The 16,225-nt window shown below is 69.9% G+C and carries 16 protein-coding genes; 11 read left to right on the top strand and 5 right to left on the bottom strand.

What is annotated here, in order from left to right:
• The first annotated feature begins 72 nt into the window (after nucleotides 1-72).
• The 3 genes from HUT10_RS25760 (at nucleotide 73) to HUT10_RS25750 (ending at nucleotide 2,861) form a co-directional block, all read left to right on the top strand.
• A complete protein-coding gene (locus tag HUT10_RS25760) occupies nucleotides 73-867 on the top strand; it encodes a hypothetical protein (RefSeq protein WP_176173558.1) in 795 nt (264 codons plus the stop codon).
• A gap of 83 nt (nucleotides 868-950) precedes the next feature.
• On the top strand, nucleotides 951-1,460 hold the full coding sequence (locus HUT10_RS25755) for a histidine phosphatase family protein (RefSeq protein ID WP_176173557.1): 510 nt from the start codon (nucleotides 951-953) through the stop codon (nucleotides 1,458-1,460).
• Between the two features lie 99 nt (nucleotides 1,461-1,559).
• The gene (locus HUT10_RS25750; RefSeq protein WP_176173556.1) at nucleotides 1,560-2,861 is read left to right on the top strand and encodes an alginate lyase family protein; all 1,302 of its coding nucleotides are present in this window, start codon (nucleotides 1,560-1,562) and stop codon (nucleotides 2,859-2,861) included.
• A 52-nt stretch (nucleotides 2,862-2,913) separates the two neighbouring features.
• Here the strand turns inward: HUT10_RS25750 and HUT10_RS25745 are convergent, their stop codons facing one another.
• The 3 genes from HUT10_RS25745 to HUT10_RS25735 all read right to left on the bottom strand — a co-directional run bounded on the left by HUT10_RS25745 (nucleotide 2,914) and on the right by HUT10_RS25735 (nucleotide 4,580).
• Entirely contained in the window at nucleotides 2,914-3,630 is a 717-nt protein-coding gene (locus tag HUT10_RS25745; protein ID WP_176173555.1) for a trypsin-like serine protease, read from the bottom strand.
• A gap of 190 nt (nucleotides 3,631-3,820) precedes the next feature.
• A complete protein-coding gene (locus HUT10_RS25740; protein ID WP_254897490.1) occupies nucleotides 3,821-4,192 on the bottom strand; it encodes a hypothetical protein in 372 nt (123 codons plus the stop codon).
• 22 nt (nucleotides 4,193-4,214) lie between these two features.
• Nucleotides 4,215-4,580: a hypothetical protein gene (locus tag HUT10_RS25735; protein ID WP_176173553.1), complete on the bottom strand. Its 366-nt coding sequence runs from the start codon at nucleotides 4,578-4,580 to the stop codon at nucleotides 4,215-4,217.
• Nucleotides 4,581-5,024: 444 nt separating this feature from the next.
• On the opposite strand from HUT10_RS25735, the gene lanKC reads away from it, so the two are divergent.
• Nucleotides 5,025-7,592, top strand: a complete 2,568-nt coding sequence (lanKC, locus tag HUT10_RS25730) for a class III lanthionine synthetase LanKC (RefSeq protein ID WP_176173552.1) — start codon at nucleotides 5,025-5,027, stop codon at nucleotides 7,590-7,592.
• A 648-nt stretch (nucleotides 7,593-8,240) separates the two neighbouring features.
• Here the strand turns inward: lanKC and HUT10_RS25725 are convergent.
• Nucleotides 8,241-8,654: a thioesterase family protein gene (locus HUT10_RS25725; RefSeq protein WP_176173551.1), complete on the bottom strand. Its 414-nt coding sequence runs from the start codon at nucleotides 8,652-8,654 to the stop codon at nucleotides 8,241-8,243.
• Entirely contained in the window at nucleotides 8,648-9,928 is a 1,281-nt protein-coding gene (locus HUT10_RS25720; protein ID WP_176173550.1) for a hydroxyacid-oxoacid transhydrogenase, read from the bottom strand. Before HUT10_RS25720 ends, HUT10_RS25725 begins: the two co-directional genes overlap by 7 nt.
• A 123-nt stretch (nucleotides 9,929-10,051) precedes the next feature.
• Between HUT10_RS25720 and HUT10_RS25715 the strand changes: the two genes are divergently transcribed.
• From HUT10_RS25715 to HUT10_RS25685, 7 genes are all read left to right on the top strand, one after another.
• A complete protein-coding gene (locus tag HUT10_RS25715; RefSeq protein ID WP_176178002.1) occupies nucleotides 10,052-11,722 on the top strand; it encodes a thiamine pyrophosphate-binding protein in 1,671 nt (556 codons plus the stop codon).
• A gap of 214 nt (nucleotides 11,723-11,936) precedes the next feature.
• Complete coding sequence (locus tag HUT10_RS25710; protein WP_176173549.1) at nucleotides 11,937-12,107, top strand: hypothetical protein; 171 nt, start codon at nucleotides 11,937-11,939, stop codon at nucleotides 12,105-12,107.
• A 207-nt stretch (nucleotides 12,108-12,314) separates the two neighbouring features.
• Nucleotides 12,315-12,518, top strand: coding sequence for a cold-shock protein (locus tag HUT10_RS25705; protein WP_004563013.1), 204 nt, complete (start codon nucleotides 12,315-12,317; stop codon nucleotides 12,516-12,518).
• Between the two features lie 64 nt (nucleotides 12,519-12,582).
• Complete coding sequence (locus HUT10_RS25700; protein ID WP_176173548.1) at nucleotides 12,583-12,807, top strand: heavy-metal-associated domain-containing protein; 225 nt, start codon at nucleotides 12,583-12,585, stop codon at nucleotides 12,805-12,807.
• Between the two features lie 208 nt (nucleotides 12,808-13,015).
• Nucleotides 13,016-14,050 carry an ATP-NAD kinase family protein gene (locus tag HUT10_RS25695; protein WP_176173547.1) on the top strand — a complete coding sequence of 345 codons (1,035 nt, stop codon included), beginning with the start codon at nucleotides 13,016-13,018 and terminating at the stop codon, nucleotides 14,048-14,050.
• A complete protein-coding gene (locus HUT10_RS25690; RefSeq protein ID WP_176173546.1) occupies nucleotides 14,047-14,790 on the top strand; it encodes a thiamine pyrophosphate-dependent enzyme in 744 nt (247 codons plus the stop codon). The genes HUT10_RS25695 and HUT10_RS25690 overlap by 4 nt, the downstream gene beginning before the upstream one ends.
• A gap of 86 nt (nucleotides 14,791-14,876) precedes the next feature.
• Complete coding sequence (locus HUT10_RS25685; protein ID WP_176173545.1) at nucleotides 14,877-16,139, top strand: GAF domain-containing protein; 1,263 nt, start codon at nucleotides 14,877-14,879, stop codon at nucleotides 16,137-16,139.
• The last annotated feature ends 86 nt before the right edge of the window (nucleotides 16,140-16,225 follow it).

Here is a 16,225-nt window from a genome sequence, read left to right as displayed (position 1 = left end):
ATCTCACTTTCGGCTGCGCTGAACCTTCATCCAGAAATCACTTTTCCAGTATTCATCAAAGGAGTATTTGTCATGCGTATTCAGACGAAGCGGATCCTGCAGGTTGCACTGGCCAGCGGCGGGCTGCTGGCGGTCGGTTCCGGTGTCGCGTCGGCCGAGTCCATCGTTCCCGGCGTTTCCGACGCCGTCCTGGGGCAGCTCGCCACGAACCCCGGGATCCACCACTTCGCGAACACGGTCAACGGCGCCCCCGAGCAGCTCCAAGCGGTGACCGAGACGACGGGCGAGGACCTGCAGCAGTCCGACCAGCCTCTCGCCGCGGCGCTGCCCGCCGTGCAGCAGCCGGTCGTCGGCAGCCTCGCCCCGGTCCTGCACGTGGTGCCGCTGCACCTGCTGCAGCAGGACGTCGCCCCGAGCACCGAGGCCGACGGCGACTCGCCCGAGCACGACCTCAACGCGCCGCTCGGCAGTGAGCTCTCGGCCACCGACCTGCCTGCCCTCCCGGCCGCCCTGCCGCTGGCGGCGACGGCCGACACGGAGCAGGGGCGCGCCACGATCACGCCGGTCGACGACCGGCTGCCGCTGCACGGGAACGTCTCCACCGAACCGCTCGACCCCGAGGCGGGCACCCGGGTCACCGGCCTGCAGGCCTCCGCCGACGCCGCGGCGCCGCTCCAGCAGACCGACGAGCGGTCGGCGACCGGGCTTCCGCTGGTCGGCGGGCTGGTGCCGAGCACCGGCGGTCTCCCGACGCTGAACGGGCTGCCCGACGTGACGCAGCTGCTCTCGCTGGGCGGGCTGACCCAGCTGGCCGGTAACACGCCGCTGACCCAGGGCGGCCTCACCGATGCGCTCAAGCGCGGGTAGCACCAAAACACCATGATCGGGGCCGGAAGCGCAGCTGCTTCCGGCCCCGATTTTGTTGTTCCGGAAACCGTTAGGGTGGCGGAATGGACGCGACCAGGTGGCTCATCGTTGTCCGGCACGCGAAGTCGGACTGGTCGGAGGGCCTGCCCGACCACGAGCGGCCGTTGGGGCCGCGCGGTTTCCGCGACGCGCCCAGGCTCGGCCGGTGGCTCGTGGAAGAGGGGCACGTTCCCGAGCTGACGGTCTGCTCCACCGCGCGTCGCACGCGCGAAACGTGGCTGCGCGTGAGCGACGAACTCCCCGCGCCGCCGCCCGTCGAATACGACGACGATCTTTACGGCGGCGACGTCCCCGAGTTCCTGAACGCCGCCCGCCGGACGCCGCCCGGCGTCACCAGGCTCGCGCTCGTCGGGCACGAGCCCGGGGTCAGCGACGTGACCCTGCACCTCGCCGGCCTCGGTGAAGAGACCTTGGCGGTCCAGACCAAGTTCCCCACCGGCGCCGCGGCCGTGCTCGCCACCACGGATCCCTGGGACGCTCTTCGCACCACGCGGCTCGTCGCCTTCTTCCGGCCGCGCGACTTCGCCGGCTGACGGTCTCTGGTTTGAACCAGGCATTGCCTCGGCCACGTTCACATGCGTACGCTCCATTCACTCACAGGTCTGATGTTCATATTTGTGAATGGAGCGGACATGGTTTTCCGCCACACCGTCGTGGCCGCGCTCGCCGCTGTCGGCCTCGTCGCTTCGCTTGCTACGCCGGCTGAGGCCGCGTCGCGACCCACCGGCTGCGCTGTCCCGGTCATCGGGCCGGTGTGCGCGCCGCAGACCGCCGTCCTCGACGGCAATCAGCTGCTTCGCACGAAGTTCGCCGCGCTCGTCGGCGAAAAGACATCCCGCACCGCGCTGAACAACCTGCTCACCGCGGCGAAGACCGACCTCACGGCGGGGCCGTGGAGCGTCACGTCGAAGAAACAGGTCCCACCGAGCGGGGACAAGCACGATTACCTGAGCCTGGCGCCCTACTGGTGGCCGACGACGCAGCCGACCGCGGAAAACCCGTGGGGCTGCCCGTTCGTGCAGCGCGACGGCCAGCGCAACCCGATCGTCGACGAGATCACCGACCACGCCTACCGCGGCCAGGCATTCGCCGCGATCTACCGGCTCGCGCTCGCCTGGTACTACACCGGCGACGCGCGGTACGCCCGTCGCGCGGCGCTCGACCTGCGCACGTGGTTCCTCGACACGGCCACGAAGATGAACCCGAACATGAACTTCGCCCAGGGCATCCCGTGCAAAGTGGACGGCCGCGGCATCGGCATCATCGAGTTCTCCTACACGCTGAGCCAGGTCCTCGACGCCACCGCGATCCTGGCGACCGGTGCGCCCGGCTGGACGAAGACCGACCAGGCCGGCATGACCGGCTGGTACACGCAGTTCCTGGACTGGCTGCGGACCAGCAAGAACGGGACCGACGAGGCCAAGGCCCAGAACAACCACGGCAGCTTCTACGACATGCTCGCCGCGTCGCTCGCCCTCGGCACGGGGCAGCGTGAGCTGGCCGCGGCCATCGCGCGGGACGCCGGGCCGAACCGGATCGCGCCGCAGATCCAGGCCGGTGGTCTGCAGCCGCAGGAGACGAGCCGGACCCGCAGCTGGCACTACTCGGCGTTCAACCTGGTCGCGCTGACCCGGCTGGCGCAGATCGGCAAGCACGTCGGCGTCGACCTGTGGCACTACACGGCACCGAGTGGCGCGACACTGTTCGCCGCGGTCGACTTCCTGATCCCGGGAGCGACGCAGGGGCAGCCGGCGTGGCCGTACCCCGAGCTGGACTTCCGCCCGTACGCGGCGCTGGACGTCCTGCACGCGGCGGCCGACGCGGGTGATCCCGCGGCTCGATCCGCGTTGCCGCGGGTGCCGGTGCAGCCGGGCGGAGACCTCTACCCGGTGCGGCCGGCCGCGGAACAGCTCGACGACATTTCGACGTCCTGAGTGTGCGGGAAAAGGGCCCGGCCTTTCGCGGCCGGGCCCTTTTCCGGCGGAATCAGACGCCCGCCACCTGCGAAATCCAGCTGCGATAACGCGTGATGTTGGTGTAGGCGGTGTTGTTCGACCGGTCGCTCGTCGACGCGACGCCGACCTGGCGGCCGGAGGCGAACATCGGGCCGCCGGAGTCGCCGCCGGCGGTGATGCCGTTGACGCGGTTCGCGCACACCGCGACGCCGCCGGTGTAGTCGCTGCAGCTGATCGAGTTCACCCGCACGGTCGCGACCTTGAGGTAGCGCGACTGGCAGTTGATCTCGGAGCCGCACTGGCTGGTGGCGCCCCAGCCGTAGACGGAGACGTTCTGGCCGACCGAGACGTCACCGACGTTGCCGAGCGGCGAGTAGGTGGCGTTCACCGAGGTGGTGAGCCGGACGATCGCCAGGTCGGCTGAGCCGGGGTAGCGCGTGATGGTGGAGCCGGTGGCCGTCGTCCCGCCGCTGGACTGGTCCAGGCTGCCGATGCGGAACGTGTAGGTGCCGGAGCTGCTGACGCAGTGCTTGGCGGTGAGGATGTACTGCGGGGCGATGATCGTCGCGGTGCAGTTCTGCTGGCCGTTGACGAAGAGCCGGGCCGCCCAGGGGCCGCTGGTGGCGGTGCTGCCGCCGATGATCGACGGCTGGGCCTGCGGGGTGCTGTCGGCGGCCGCCGGACCGCCGAGGCCGACGACGGCCAGCGCGGTGCTCGCGGCCAGCAGGACGAACTTGCCGAATTTCACGCTCACTCCTTTTCACGCGGGGGAGAACCGCGTGGGGAAAGCCGGTGGGGACCGAACTCGAAGATTGTCCGAGTTGCCGGCGAATGTCCGGAACCGACGAAAGTCGCCGGTGGAATCCGTATTTATTTCCCGGAGTGGGGTACGTGCAGTTCCCGTACTGTTCCGCGCTCGTGAGCGGGGGCCGTCCGTCTTAGGCGGCGACCTTCGCCGGGGCGGTCTTCCGCAGCCAGTACAGCCCGATGACCGGCAGGACCAGCGGGATGAAGAGGTAGCCCTCGCCGTAGACCGACCAGACGGTCGGGTGCCGGAACGCGGCCGCGTCGACGAGGCTCAGCGTGCCGATGGTCAGGACGCCCAGCAGCTCGATCGAGCAGGCGACGAGGGCCACGCGCCACCAGCCGTCCCCGCGCCGGGCCAGCGCGATCGTCGCGACGATGTAGACGACCGCGGCGAACGCCGAGAGCAGGTAGGCGAGCGGAGCTTCGTGGAACTTGGTGCTGATCTGGACGCCGGCCCGCGACGTCGCGGCCAGCGCGAAGATCGCGTACACGGCGACGAGCACCCGTCCGGGGCCGGAGGCCGTTTTACGCTGTTGCTCCACTCCACACCTCGTTCAGTCGCAGCACCATCACCGGGATGGCCAGGCAGGCGATACCGAGCACGACGGTGCTCGACCGGCTCCGCTCGGCCAGCGCCCAGGCGGCGCCCACGGGCAGTACGACCAGGGAGCCGATCAGGTAGGCCAGGTAGGTGGCCAGGCTGCCGGGCCGGTCACCGCCGGCGAGCAGCACGATCCCGATCACCAGCTGGACGACCAGCAGCGCCTCGACGGCCGCGACTCCGATCAGGAGCGGGTTGTCCGGCAGCCGGTTCCTGGCCGACTGGACGAAGCTCCAGAGCGCGACGAGCGTGGCAGCCACGGCGACCGTCACGGCGAATCCGAAGATCACCCGTTCCTCCTTCCGGTCCGCCGGTCGTCAACTTACTCCGTGGTACCGGCGGGTCCGTCCGGCGAGGTGTCGGGCGTGGCGTGGACCACCGCGGTGCTCCTGTGTTCTACGTCTGGGCCGACGAGAATGGTGCCTATCCCGAAAATCGATCACAAGCCGGTCTTGATGGCATTCTGCCAATTCGATGGGGTCATTCGAGGCGTTCCATGGGTGGACCTGCGGAAATGGCGGAAAGATCTTCACGTTACACCACTATGGTGTGATGGTCCGACTGGACAAATCACCCTGGGTTCGTCTATCGGCCGGTAGACGTCGTTTCTACTTACCTCGGATAGCCCAGCTGAACCGCCGGGTTGGCGGATTGGCCCAGAGCTGTTCGGCATGGGGAAATATCCTCGTCCCAGGACTGTGATGTCCGGGGGATCGTACGGAGGGGTATCTCGGATGGATCTGCGCCACGAAGCTTTTTGCTTCGCCGACCGGCTGTTCTACGACGAACAGCCGGAAAACGGCGCTCCGGCCGACGATCTTACGACGGCTTTCCCGGTGTCGGGCCCTGGTTGGGTGACCACCGAACGTGGAGCGTGGCGCGAGCTGCACCCTGAAGGCAGTGTTCTTCCTGCGCAGGGCTGGCAGGTTCATGTCACGGCTCGCCCGGACAACGCGAGCCGGGTACTCGCGCGGGTCTCTGAATGCTGCCTCGAGCACCGAGTCGCGTTCAAGCACCTCCGCTCGCTGATGACTTTGCTCACACGGAATTCGAAATATGCATCCGGCGACGGCGGCGTCGAGTTGGCCACCATTAACCCGGTCGACGACAGCGAACTCGAGCGAGTCCTCGTAGCTCTCTCAACCAGCTTGGAAGGTGAGACAGGACCCGGCATTCCCGGCGCCTTGCAGTACGGCGAGTGTCCACTCTACGTACGTTATGGCGGATTCGCGGACCAGTGGGTCGAACACAATGGCAGCCGCGTCCCGGCGGTCCGCAAGCCCGATGGACGGCTGGTACCCGAGAAGCGAGAACTGACGTTCTCGGTACCCGACTGGGTCAAGCTGCCGACCTGTTTGCGTAGCAGTCTCGCTGCACGCAAGGAAGGTGCTCTGGCTCAGTTCCCCTACCGGACGGTGCGCCCGCTCCGCACCTCGCACAGCACGAGAATTTTCGTGGCCGCCCCCAAGACGGGCGGTGACCCGGTCGTCCTCAAGGAGGCCCGTCCGCACGCGGGTCTTGACGAGGCGGGGACCGACGCCGTCGAACGGCTACGCCGAGAGCACGAGGTGCTCGTCCGGCTCGCCGGTATCCCGAGTGTGCCGCAGGTGGTCGAGCAGTTCACCGTCTCGGAGCGCCACTACCTGGCCACGGAGTACCTGCCAGGGACCTCGCTGGCCGACTGGCTGTCCCATAACTACCCGCTGACCAGCAGCAACACGTCAACCGCTGACCTCGCGGCCTACGCGCGGCGCGCGCTGGACATCGCCACACAGGTAGAGAAGACGCTCGCGGACATCCACGCTCGCGGCATCGTCTTCGGAGACCTGCACCCCTCGAACATCCTGATCGACGAGGACGACCAAGACCGCATCGCCCTGACCGACTTCGGGACGGCGTTCGACGTCGAGTCAGGCGATCGTCCCGCTCAGGGCACGCCCGGCTTCCGCGCGCCGGCCGACCGCAGCGGTTTCGAGGCCGACGAACACGCGCTCGCTGCGTTGCGGCTGTGGCTCTTCCTTCCGCTGACGCCGCTGGCCGAGCTCGCTCCGGCGAAGCTGCGCCGCATCGCCGACTTCGCTCAACGCCGGTTCGCGCTGCCCGAGGGGTACGCCGATGCCGCAGTCGCTGTGCTGGCCCAGCGTGACGTCGATGCTGAGCCCACCTCGGCTCACACGGAGCTCGACCACGACAAACCGGACTGGCCGCTGGTTCGCAAGCAGGTCGTCGAGGCGATCCTGGCCAGCGCCACGCCCTCGCGCCAGGACCGGCTGTTCCCGGGGGACATCGAACAGTTTCGCGTCGGCGGTTCTAGTTTCGGCGTCGGTGCCGCCGGTGTGCTGCACGCGCTTGACGTCGCTGGGGCCGGCCGCTTCCCCGAGCATGAAGGCTGGCTGATCGAAGCGGTCCGCCGGGAGCCGCCGACCCGGCCTGGGTTCTACGACGGCAGCTCCGGCATCGCCTACGTCCTGGAGAACTTCGGGTACCACGACCAAGCCGGCAAGCTGCTGGCTTCGTCCGCGCGGCTCGTCGAGCAGACGACCGACCACTCCCTGGGGACCGGTCTGGCCGGCATCGGGCTGACGATGCTGCACTTCGCGACCGTCCGCCAGGACAACGAGTTCGGCCGCCAGGCACTGGCCACGGCCGTTCGGCTGGCCGAGGCGCTGGAGACCGCCGCGCCGCCGGGGAACTCGGCTCGCGCCGGCCTGTTGTCCGGCTGGGCCGGGCCGGCGCTGCTGTTCATCCGGCTCTTCGAACGCACCGGCGAGCCGGCCTGGCTCGCCTTTGCCGACCAGGCGTTGTGCCGTGACCTCGAAGAATGCATCGAAGCCGAGGACGGCTCGCTGCAGGTCCGAGACGGCGCGGCCCGCACGTTGCCCCACGTCGGTGTCGGCAGCGCCGGGATCCTCCTGGTCGCTGAGCAGCTGGCGCGGCACCGCCCGGACGCGGAAGCCTGCGACAGCCTTCCCGCTTTGCGGAAGGCGTGCCTGGGTGAGTTCGTCGTCCAGCCCGGGTTGCTCGACGGCCGGTGCGGGCTGGCGGTTGCGCTGGCTGCGAGTCCGGGCGCGGGACTTCCGAACCGTTCGGCGGTGATCGATCAGCACTTGGCGTGGCTGGCTTGGTACGCGGTGCCGTACAAGGGCGGCCTCGCGTTCCCGGGCACCCGGCTGCTGCGCCTGTCGATGGACGTCAAGACCGGCAGTGCGGGGGTCCTCCTTTCTCTGGCTTCGCTCTTCGACGGTAAGGAAGCACTGCCCTTCTTGGGCGGTACGCAGTCTTCGCTGTCTATCGGTCGCTGACTGGAACCGCCGCGGCGGCCGGTGCAAGGAACCGGCCGGCTGGGGTCGGCGGCGGCCGCTCTCGGTGGTGGTGCGGCCCGCCGGCGGGGCGCCTTCCGGCGACGGGCCGCGACCACTACCTGGCCGCCTCCGGCAGGTTCCGGTCGTCGGCGGGGCGCCTGCCGGCGACGAATCCGTAAACCCACCAGGCCACACACGGCGGTGGCGCGTCCGCCCCCGGGGCGTCTGCCGAGAGCGGACGCGCGACCACCAACTTGTTCGGCCCACTTCGTGTTCGGGTGCCGCGACCGCCGGCGGGACGCCTGCCGGCGGCGGTCGGGGGACCACACTCGAGCCGCCCCCTCACCACTCTGCCGCCGCAACCGGACCGACTCCTAGGCCGCCGTCCGTGTTACCTGCCGATCCGGTGAGCAATCAGCTCGTCCACTGTGGACCTTTCCTGTGCGCTTTCCAGCTTATCGCCGCCGAAGGGGCGGGGAATCCCTCGACGGGAATCTGTGGATAACTGGCCGATGATCGTGGCGGTTGTGGACAACTCGGGCCGATCGGTCGGTTCTGTCGGTGCCGTGATGCATCATCGGAAGCACGGGAGAAACACGGCCCGGAAGCGACACCGTCGGAAAGGAGGTGACACGGCGGCGGTGCACGTCATCCGGGTTGCAGTGCCTCCAGTGCCTCGCGCAGCTTGCCGGAGACCGGTGTCGGCCGGCGGGACTCGCGGTCGACGAAGACGTGGACGAAGTGTCCTTCGGCGACCAGGGACTCGTCGGCCGCGTACATCCCGATCTCGTAGCGGACGCTGGACTTCCCGAGGTGCGCGACCCGCAACCCGACCCTCAGCGAACCAGGAAAGGACACCGATGAGTGATACCCGCAGTGCGACTCGACGCACAGCCCGATCACCGCCCCGGTTTCGATGTCGAGGCCGCCTTGCTCGATGAGCCACGTGTTGATCACGGTGTCCATCAGCGAGTAGTGGACCACGTTGTTCACGTGCCCGTAGACGTCGTTGTCCTTCCAGCGCAACGGGACCGTCTGCCAGTGCGGGTAGCCGCTCACCACAGCGACACCGAATCGCGCAGGATCTCCGACAGGGCGTCCGCGGACGCCTCGCGCGGTGCGGTGGCCAGCAGGCGTTGCTGCTTCAGCGTTCCCTCGACGAGGGAGTCCACATCGGACTCCGTGTAGCCGACGGCACCGATGCCGTCCGGGATGCCGATCTGCCGCATCAGGTCGATCAGCACCGCGGGCAGGTGGTCGGCGAAGTCGCCGGGCCACTCGAAGTCGGGCGCCAGCAGGCGGGCGACGCGCAGGTGGCGGTCCGGCGCCGCGTCGAAGGTGAAGCGGAACGCGGCGGGCGCGGTCAACGAGACGGCCATGCCGTGCGGGACCATGGGTTCTTCGCCCGGGTAACCCTCCGGGTGGAAATCCCTGACCTGGCCGGCGATCGGATAGGCGTTCGCGTGCGGGATGTGCACGCCGGCGTTGCCGAAGCCGAGGCCGGCGAACGTCGCGGCCAGGGCCATGGCCTCACGGGCCTTGAGGTCGGAACCGTCGCGCACGGCAGCCGGGAGGGCCCACGACAACAGCCTGAGGGACTGCTCGGCGAACATGTCGGCCAGCGGGTTCGAGCCGCAGTACGGCACGCGCTGCTCCGGGCGCTTGCGCTCGAACTCGGTGTACGGCTTGGCGGTGTAGCTCTCCGCGGCGTGGCAGAGGATGTCCATGCCGCTGGCGGCCGTCACTCCGGGCGGTTGGCTGACGGTGAGCCGCGGGTCGACGACGGCCAGGGTCGGGCGCAGCCGCAGGTGGCTGATCCCGCTCTTGACGCGCAGCGACAGCACGTCGAGGACGCAGACCGTGGTGCTCTCGGAGCCCGTGCCGGTCGTGGTGGGTACCGCGACCAGGGGCTTGAGTGGGCGGTCCGGCGCGCGGCCGCCGCCGACGGGGGCGTTGACGTAGTCCATCAGGTCGCCGTCGTTGCTCGTCAGGAGGTTCGCTGCCTTGGCCGTGTCGATGGCCGACCCGCCGCCGACGGCGACGAAGGCGTCGTACGGGCCTGTTCCGCGGGCGAAGTCGACCGCCTTCTGCATGCTGACGTCGGTGGGCTCGACGTGGACGCCGTCGAAGATCTCGGTCTCGATGCCGTAGCCCGCTATCCCGTCCGCGATGCGGCGGGGCCAGCCGGTCTCGGCGACCTGCGGGTCCGTCACGACGAGCACGCGGTGCGCGCCGTACTGGGTCAGGTCGTAGCCGATCTCGTCGCTGGCGCCGGTGCCGTACTTCAGCGCCGGTGCGCCATAAGTAAAAACAGTTTCATGTTCGGTTGCGGCCAAGTCGGTGGTCCTCGCTCCCTTGATCGGCTAGCAGTCGGTCAAAGCGGACATTCGGCCTATCCTTGTCCGGTTTCGGTGAAGATCACTTGACTGCACTGAACGGTGCCCGCCTAAGCTCTCCTCATTAGATACCAACTAGGAGCGACCGTCGCCCAGACGGCCGTGCGGATCCTGACCGAGGCGCGTGTCCGCCGCGTGTACGCGGTGGTCGGTGAGTCGTTCCTGGAACTGCTCGACGCCCTGCAACGGGAGCGGGAGATCACGCTGGTCTCCGCCCGCCACGACGCGGGCGCGGCGTTCATGGCGGAGGCCGAGGGGAAGCTGACCGAACGTCCCGCCGTGCTGCTCGCCAGCCGGGGGCCGAGTGCGGCGAGCCTGGCCATCGGCGTCCAAACGGCGTACCAGGACGAGACGCCGATGGTCGTCCTGCTGGAGACGCCGGCGACCGGACCCGTGCCGCTGTCGTCGGGGGAACTGCCGACGTCGGACCTCACGGCCATGTTCGAGTCGATCGCCAAGTCGACATTGCGGGTGACCGACCCGGACGGGCTGCCGGGGCTGCTCGCGCACGCGCTGACGACGTCGCAGGAAGGGCGACCGGGGCCGGTCGTGCTCGGCGTGCCGTGCGACATCTGGGGCATGCCCTACGACGCGGCCAAGCCGATGGCGCGGGTGCGGCCGCCCGCGTCCGGGACGCTGGGCCGTTCGGCGGACGCCGTGGCGCAGCTGGTGGACGAGGCCAAATACCCCGTGGTCATCGTCGGCGGGCGGGCGCGTTCGGCGCGGGACGAACTGATCGCCGTGGCCGATGAGCTTGCGCTGCCCGTCTACAACGCCTTCCGGCGGCAGGACGCCTTCCCCGAAAACCACGCCCGGTACGCCGGTCACCTGGGGCTCGGCATCCCGGCCCGGCAGCTGGACGCCCTGGAGCGCGCGGACCTGGTGCTCGCGCTCGGCACCCAGCTCGACGAGGTGACCACCCAGGCCTACCGCTACCCGACCCCTCAGCAAACGCTGGTCATGGTCGGCACCGGCATCGACGTGAGCCCGAAGCGGCGCGGGCTGACCTTCCGCGTGGACTCCGAGGTCGAGCCGTTCCTGCGAGAGCTACGTGAGGTCGCGGCGCCGCGGACGCGGCGGGCTTCGGCCGCCAACGCCGCCGTCCACACCTTCATGACCCCGCCCGACACCAGCGGGAACACGCGGGTGCACCCCGTCGACGTCGTGCGGGCGCTGCGGAAGCTGGCGCCCGAGGACACCATCGTGACCAGCGACGCCGGGAACTTCGCCCAGTTCATGCACCGCTACTGGTGCTTCACCGCGCCGCGCAGCCAGCTCGGTCCGAGCAACGCCGCCATGGGCTACGCCGTGCCGGCCGCTGTTGCGGCGAAGCTGACCGAACCGCGGCGGACCGTCGTCGCCATGGTCGGGGACGCCGGGACGCTCATGACCGGCCAGGAGATCGAAACGGCCGTCCGGTACCGGGCGCCGGTGATGGTGGTCGTCTTCCAGAACGGCGTTCACGGCGCGCTCGCGATGCACCAGGCCCGCACCTACGGCCGGCTCACCGGGGTGTCCATCCCGTTGACCGACTTCGCCTCGTGGGCGCGTGGGCTGGGCGCGGCCGGGTACACCGTGGACGATCGCGAAGAGCTCGAGCCCATCATCGCCAGCGCGCTGGTGCGGCAGCGGCCGTGCGTCATCGACGTGCGGACCGACCCCGATGTCGTGACCCCGGACGTGCGGATCTCGGCCCTGCTCGGGCAGGCGCGTCCGCAACCTCCCGCCCAGTAACGGTTTTGCTCCGTTTCGTTCCGGAAAATCCCGGGAATGTCGTGTGGTAGCAGGGCGTTGGCTCGGGTAACCTGGCGGTGTTCCGGTGGTGGTTCGCCGCTGAACCTTCCCGGCCGGGTCCCGGCGGGAGACAACCGGTTTCTGTCGGTGCCGCATGGCACCATCACGGTCATGACCCGCGCCGAAGCGGGCAGGGAACGAGGGGAGTTTCGACGTGACCGATCACCAGCACGCATCCGACCAGCTGAAGTCCTCCGGCGTCGTACCGGTGCTGTTCAGCGCCAGCGCGGAAGCCCACGACGACGCCGTGGTGGCCGCCGATCGGGACGCCGCCTGGCGCTCGCCGTTCGCCACCGAGGGGCTGCGCCCGGCGAGTGGCGAATAGCTCACCCCGCCCGGGTGAAGATGGCTTGTCCGCCCTGGTCAAGGTGTGCTTTACTGCTTAAGGTCTCGATTTTTGTGTTCGTGTTGAGTCACGCTCGCAGAAAGTCAGCGGGCGTAGTGTCTCCTCACCGAGGAAGCAAACCGTCCGGGTGCTGACCCGGGTCGCCGAAGTGGCTTCCTGTTTTGGTGTTACACATGGAGATTTTTGATGACTCAGGGCACTGTGAAGTGGTTCAACTCCGAGAAGGGGTTCGGCTTCATCACCCCCGACAACGGTGGCGGCGACGTCTTCGTTCACTACAGCGAGATCCAGGGTAACGGCTTCCGTACCCTCGAGGAGAACGCTCGCGTCGAGTTCGAGATCGGCCAGGGCCAGAAGGGCCCGCAGGCCACGTCGGTCACCGTGATCTGACTTTGATCTTGGGAAAGGGCCGTCACCCGTTCGGGGTGGCGGCCCTTTTCGTAAGCTGCGCACCATGATCGAGCACGGTTACACCGTTTCCGGGATGAGCTGCGGGCACTGCGCCCAGTCGGTGACCGAAGAAATCACGGCGCTGCCGGGAGTGGCCGAAGTGGACGTCGACGTCGCGGCGCGTCGGGTGCTCGTGCGGGCCGAGACCGCGCTGGCCGAGGACGACGTCCGGGCCGCGGTCACCGAAGCCGGCTTCACCTTCGAGGGCGTCGCCGACCTGGTCCCGTAGGTCGCTGCTGCCGCGACGTCGTCCTGGTTGGTTCTTACCCGCCCGGCAACTCCAGGTTGGACTGTCCACTGGCGACCACAGAGTGGGACGCCGGTGTGATCTACATCGCTTCGTCACGCGTTCACGTGCACACTGCAACGCCCTGCAACCCTTCCGTTTTGCCCGATCACGGAGTCTCCTGTTCTCCAGGGAAAGAACGGGAGGTCAGGTGGGCGAAACGGTGGCGGGGATCGTCGCGAACCCCGCTTCGGGGCGGGACATCCGCCGGCTGGTCGCTCAGGCGTCGGTGTTCCCCACCGCCGAGAAGGCGAACATGGTCCAGCGGCTGCTGGCGGCGTTCGCCGTCGCCGGGCTCGACCGGGCCCTGGTCTCGACCGACCTCGGCGGGATCTCCGCCGCGGTCCTGCGGGCGCTCGGCCGCGGTGGCTCCTGGCCGAAGGTCGACTTCTGTGAGGAAGACGCTCTCACCGGCACCGCCGCCGACACCACGAACGCGGTGCGCCGCATGGTCGACGCCGGCGCTGGGGTCATCGTCGTCCTTGGCGGGGACGGGACGGCGCGGGTGGCCGCCGCGGCCTGCGAAGACGTTCCGCTGCTCGCCCTCTCGACCGGGACCAACAACGTCTTCCCGCAGGTGCGGGAGGCGACCGTCGCCGGCTTGGCCGCCGGGCTGATCGCCACCGGGCAGATCGATCCGGACCTCGTCACCCACCGCGTCAGCGTGCTGGAGGTCGTCACCAAAGCCCGCCGGGAGATCGCGCTCGTGGACGTCTGCGTGTCGCTGAGCAGGCACATCGGAGCGCGGGCGTTGTGGGACCCGTCCTCGCTCACCGAGCTGTACTGCACCTTCGCCGAACCGGACGGCATCGGTCTCTCGAGCGTTCCAGGCCAGCTCTGTCCCAGCCCACGGTCGAGCCCGGACGGCGTCGCACTGCAGCTCGGGCCGGTCGGGGAGACGCCGTACGTCGTGCACGCGCCGATCGCGCCCGGGCTCGTGCGGCCGGTCGGCGTGCGCGGCTGGGGACTGCTGCAGCCCGGCGTGCGCGTCGAACTCGCCGCGGCGGGCGGGGTCATCGCGCTCGACGGTGAACGCGAACTCGAGCTCAAAACCGGGGAGAGCGCGTTCGTCGAGCTCAAGCCGGACGGCCCGTGGGTGGTCGACGTCCGGGCGGCGATGGCGGAGGCGGCGAGGAAAGGGCTGTTGCGCACGGAAACCGATCCGGGGAAGGAGCGCCGGAGATGACGGACGCCCTCCAAGGTGCCTACCGCGTCATGCGGACGATCAGGGCCGTCGAAGAACAGGTCCGTGCGACCGGCGACCACCGGTATCCCAGTGAGGAGGCCCTCGCCGCCGGTGTCTGCCTCCACCTCGACGGCCGGGACGCCATCGCCGGCACCCACCGCCGACACGGGCACCGCATCGCGAAGGGCGTCGACGTGCGGGCCGTCCTGGCCGAGATCCGGCGTCACCCGCCGGCCGTGACGGACACCCTCGGCGGGGTCCCGCTGCTGATCTGCGGTGCCGCGATCGCCGCGAAACAGCAGAACACCGGCGGCGTCGGCGTCGCCTTCCTCGGCGACGGGCCGGGGACGACGCTGGAGGCGCTGAACCTCGCGTCGGCCTGGCACCTGCCCGCCATATTCGTCACCGAGGACACCGGTTACGCCGATCGGGTGGCCGGGCTCGGCGTGCCGGGAGTCGTCGTCGACGGATCCGACTTCTTCGCCGTGCACGAAGCAGCGGGAGAAGCGGTCGGCCGGGCTCGCCGCGGCGGTGGCCCGACGCTCATCGAAGCCGGCTTCCCACGGCACGTCGGCGACTGCCTCCAGCGGTTCCGCAGCCGCGTCACCGACAGCGGTGAGCTGCGAGAACAGGTTCTCGACGCGATCGACGCCGAGGTCGCCCGGCTCATCGAAGACTCGGTCTCCGCGCCCGGAGCCGCTCGGGACGACGTCGAGACCGACGTCTACGTCTCCTACTGACCGGCCACAAACCGCGACGTGCCCCACCTACCGATCATCCGGCCGAAACGGCAGACTCCCGGGAGGCACAGCACAAGGAGCGGCGGTTGGGGCAGCGAGACCTCGAGGCGGCGTTGCCGGTCGGGGCGGATCCCCGGCGGCACGCCCGTGTCCTCGCGCAGGTGCACGAAGCGGCCCTCAACGGCCAGGCCCTGCCCAGCAGGCCGCGGCCGGTCATCGCCGCGTCCTGGCAGCGCATGCGCCGGCTCGGCATGGACCCGGACAGCCGGGCCGCCGCGCCCGTCCTGAGCTTCGCGCAGCTGGAAGCCCGTCGCCGGGCCAGCGGGCTCGCCGAGGCGCTGCCGGTCCTGCGCGGCGCCCTGATCAGCCTCGCCGAGCAGGCCGCGCACATCATGGTGATCGCCGACGCCGGCGGCGCCGTCCTCTGGCGGGACGGCAGCGCCGCGGTCCGCCGCCGCGCCGACCGGCTCGGGTTCGTCGAAGGCGCCGACTGGCAGGAGGAGTCCGTCGGCACCAACGCGATCGGCACCGCGCTCGTCGCGCGCGCTCCGATCCAGGTGTACTCCGCCGAGCACTACGTCCGCGCCCAGCACTCCTGGACGTGCGCGGCCGCGCCGCTGCACGACCCGCGCGACGGCAGGCTGCTCGGCGTCGTCGACCTCTCCGGCCCGGCCTCGACCGTCCACGCGACGACGTTGGCGCTGGTCGACGCCGTGACGCAGCTCGCGGAGGCCCAGCTGCGCACCACCCACCTCACCGAGCTCGAACGGCTGCGCGGCTTCGCCGGCCCGGTCCTGGCCAAGGTCGGCGGGCGGGCGATGGTCACCGACGAGCACGGCTGGGTCGCCGCGTCCACCGGGCTCGCGCCGGTCGACCGGGTCGCGCTGCCCACCGGCCTCGGGCCCGGGCGGGCCTGGCTGCCCACGTACGGCGACTGCTCGGTCGAGCCGGTGCCCGGCGGCTGGCTGCTCCGGCTGACCGAGCACGACGCTGCCCCGCCGACCCGCGTCGTGCTCGACGTCCGGTCGCCGCGCGAGCCGGAGCTCACCGTGGCCACGGCCGCGGGGACCTGGACGCACCGGCTCAGCCCGCGCCACGCCGAAGTCCTGTACGTCCTGGCCAGCCGCCGCGACGGGCGGTCGGCTTCCGAGTTGTCGGCCGACCTGTTCGGCGACGCCGGCCGGGCGGTCACCGTCCGCGCCGAGATGTCCCGCCTGAGACGCCACTTCGGCGGCATCCTCGGCGCGAAGCCGTACCGCTTCGCCGACGACGTCGAGGTGGTCGTCCGGCGGCCGCCGGACCCGGAAGCCGTGCTCCCGCACTCGCTCGCCCCGGCCATCCGCGGCTGACTCCCCGGCAACGCGGGATCATCGAGCCGCGCATTCCCTTGGCGCGCTGGACGTGGAGCTCGCCGAGGTGCTGACGGCCATACAGT

The organism is Amycolatopsis sp. Hca4 (assembly GCF_013364075.1).
Taxonomy (GTDB): Bacteria; Actinomycetota; Actinomycetes; order Mycobacteriales; family Pseudonocardiaceae; genus Amycolatopsis.
The sequence above is the reverse complement of the archived record's forward strand: the minus strand, read 5'-3'. Positions and strand labels throughout refer to the sequence as shown.

Bases quoted from the DNA above. Each gene is read 5' to 3' on its own strand.
- HUT10_RS25750 (WP_176173556.1), top strand. From the start codon at position 1,560: ATGGTTTTCCGCCACACCGTCGTGGCCGCGCTCGCCGCTGTCGGCCTC.
- lanKC (WP_176173552.1), top strand. From the start codon at position 5,025: ATGGATCTGCGCCACGAAGCTTTTTGCTTCGCCGACCGGCTGTTCTAC.
- HUT10_RS25690 (WP_176173546.1), top strand. From the start codon at position 14,047: ATGACGGACGCCCTCCAAGGTGCCTACCGCGTCATGCGGACGATCAGG.
- HUT10_RS25705 (WP_004563013.1), top strand. From the start codon at position 12,315: ATGACTCAGGGCACTGTGAAGTGGTTCAACTCCGAGAAGGGGTTCGGC.
- HUT10_RS25755 (WP_176173557.1), top strand. From the start codon at position 951: ATGGACGCGACCAGGTGGCTCATCGTTGTCCGGCACGCGAAGTCGGAC.
- HUT10_RS25700 (WP_176173548.1), top strand. From the start codon at position 12,583: ATGATCGAGCACGGTTACACCGTTTCCGGGATGAGCTGCGGGCACTGC.
- HUT10_RS25760 (WP_176173558.1), top strand. From the start codon at position 73: ATGCGTATTCAGACGAAGCGGATCCTGCAGGTTGCACTGGCCAGCGGC.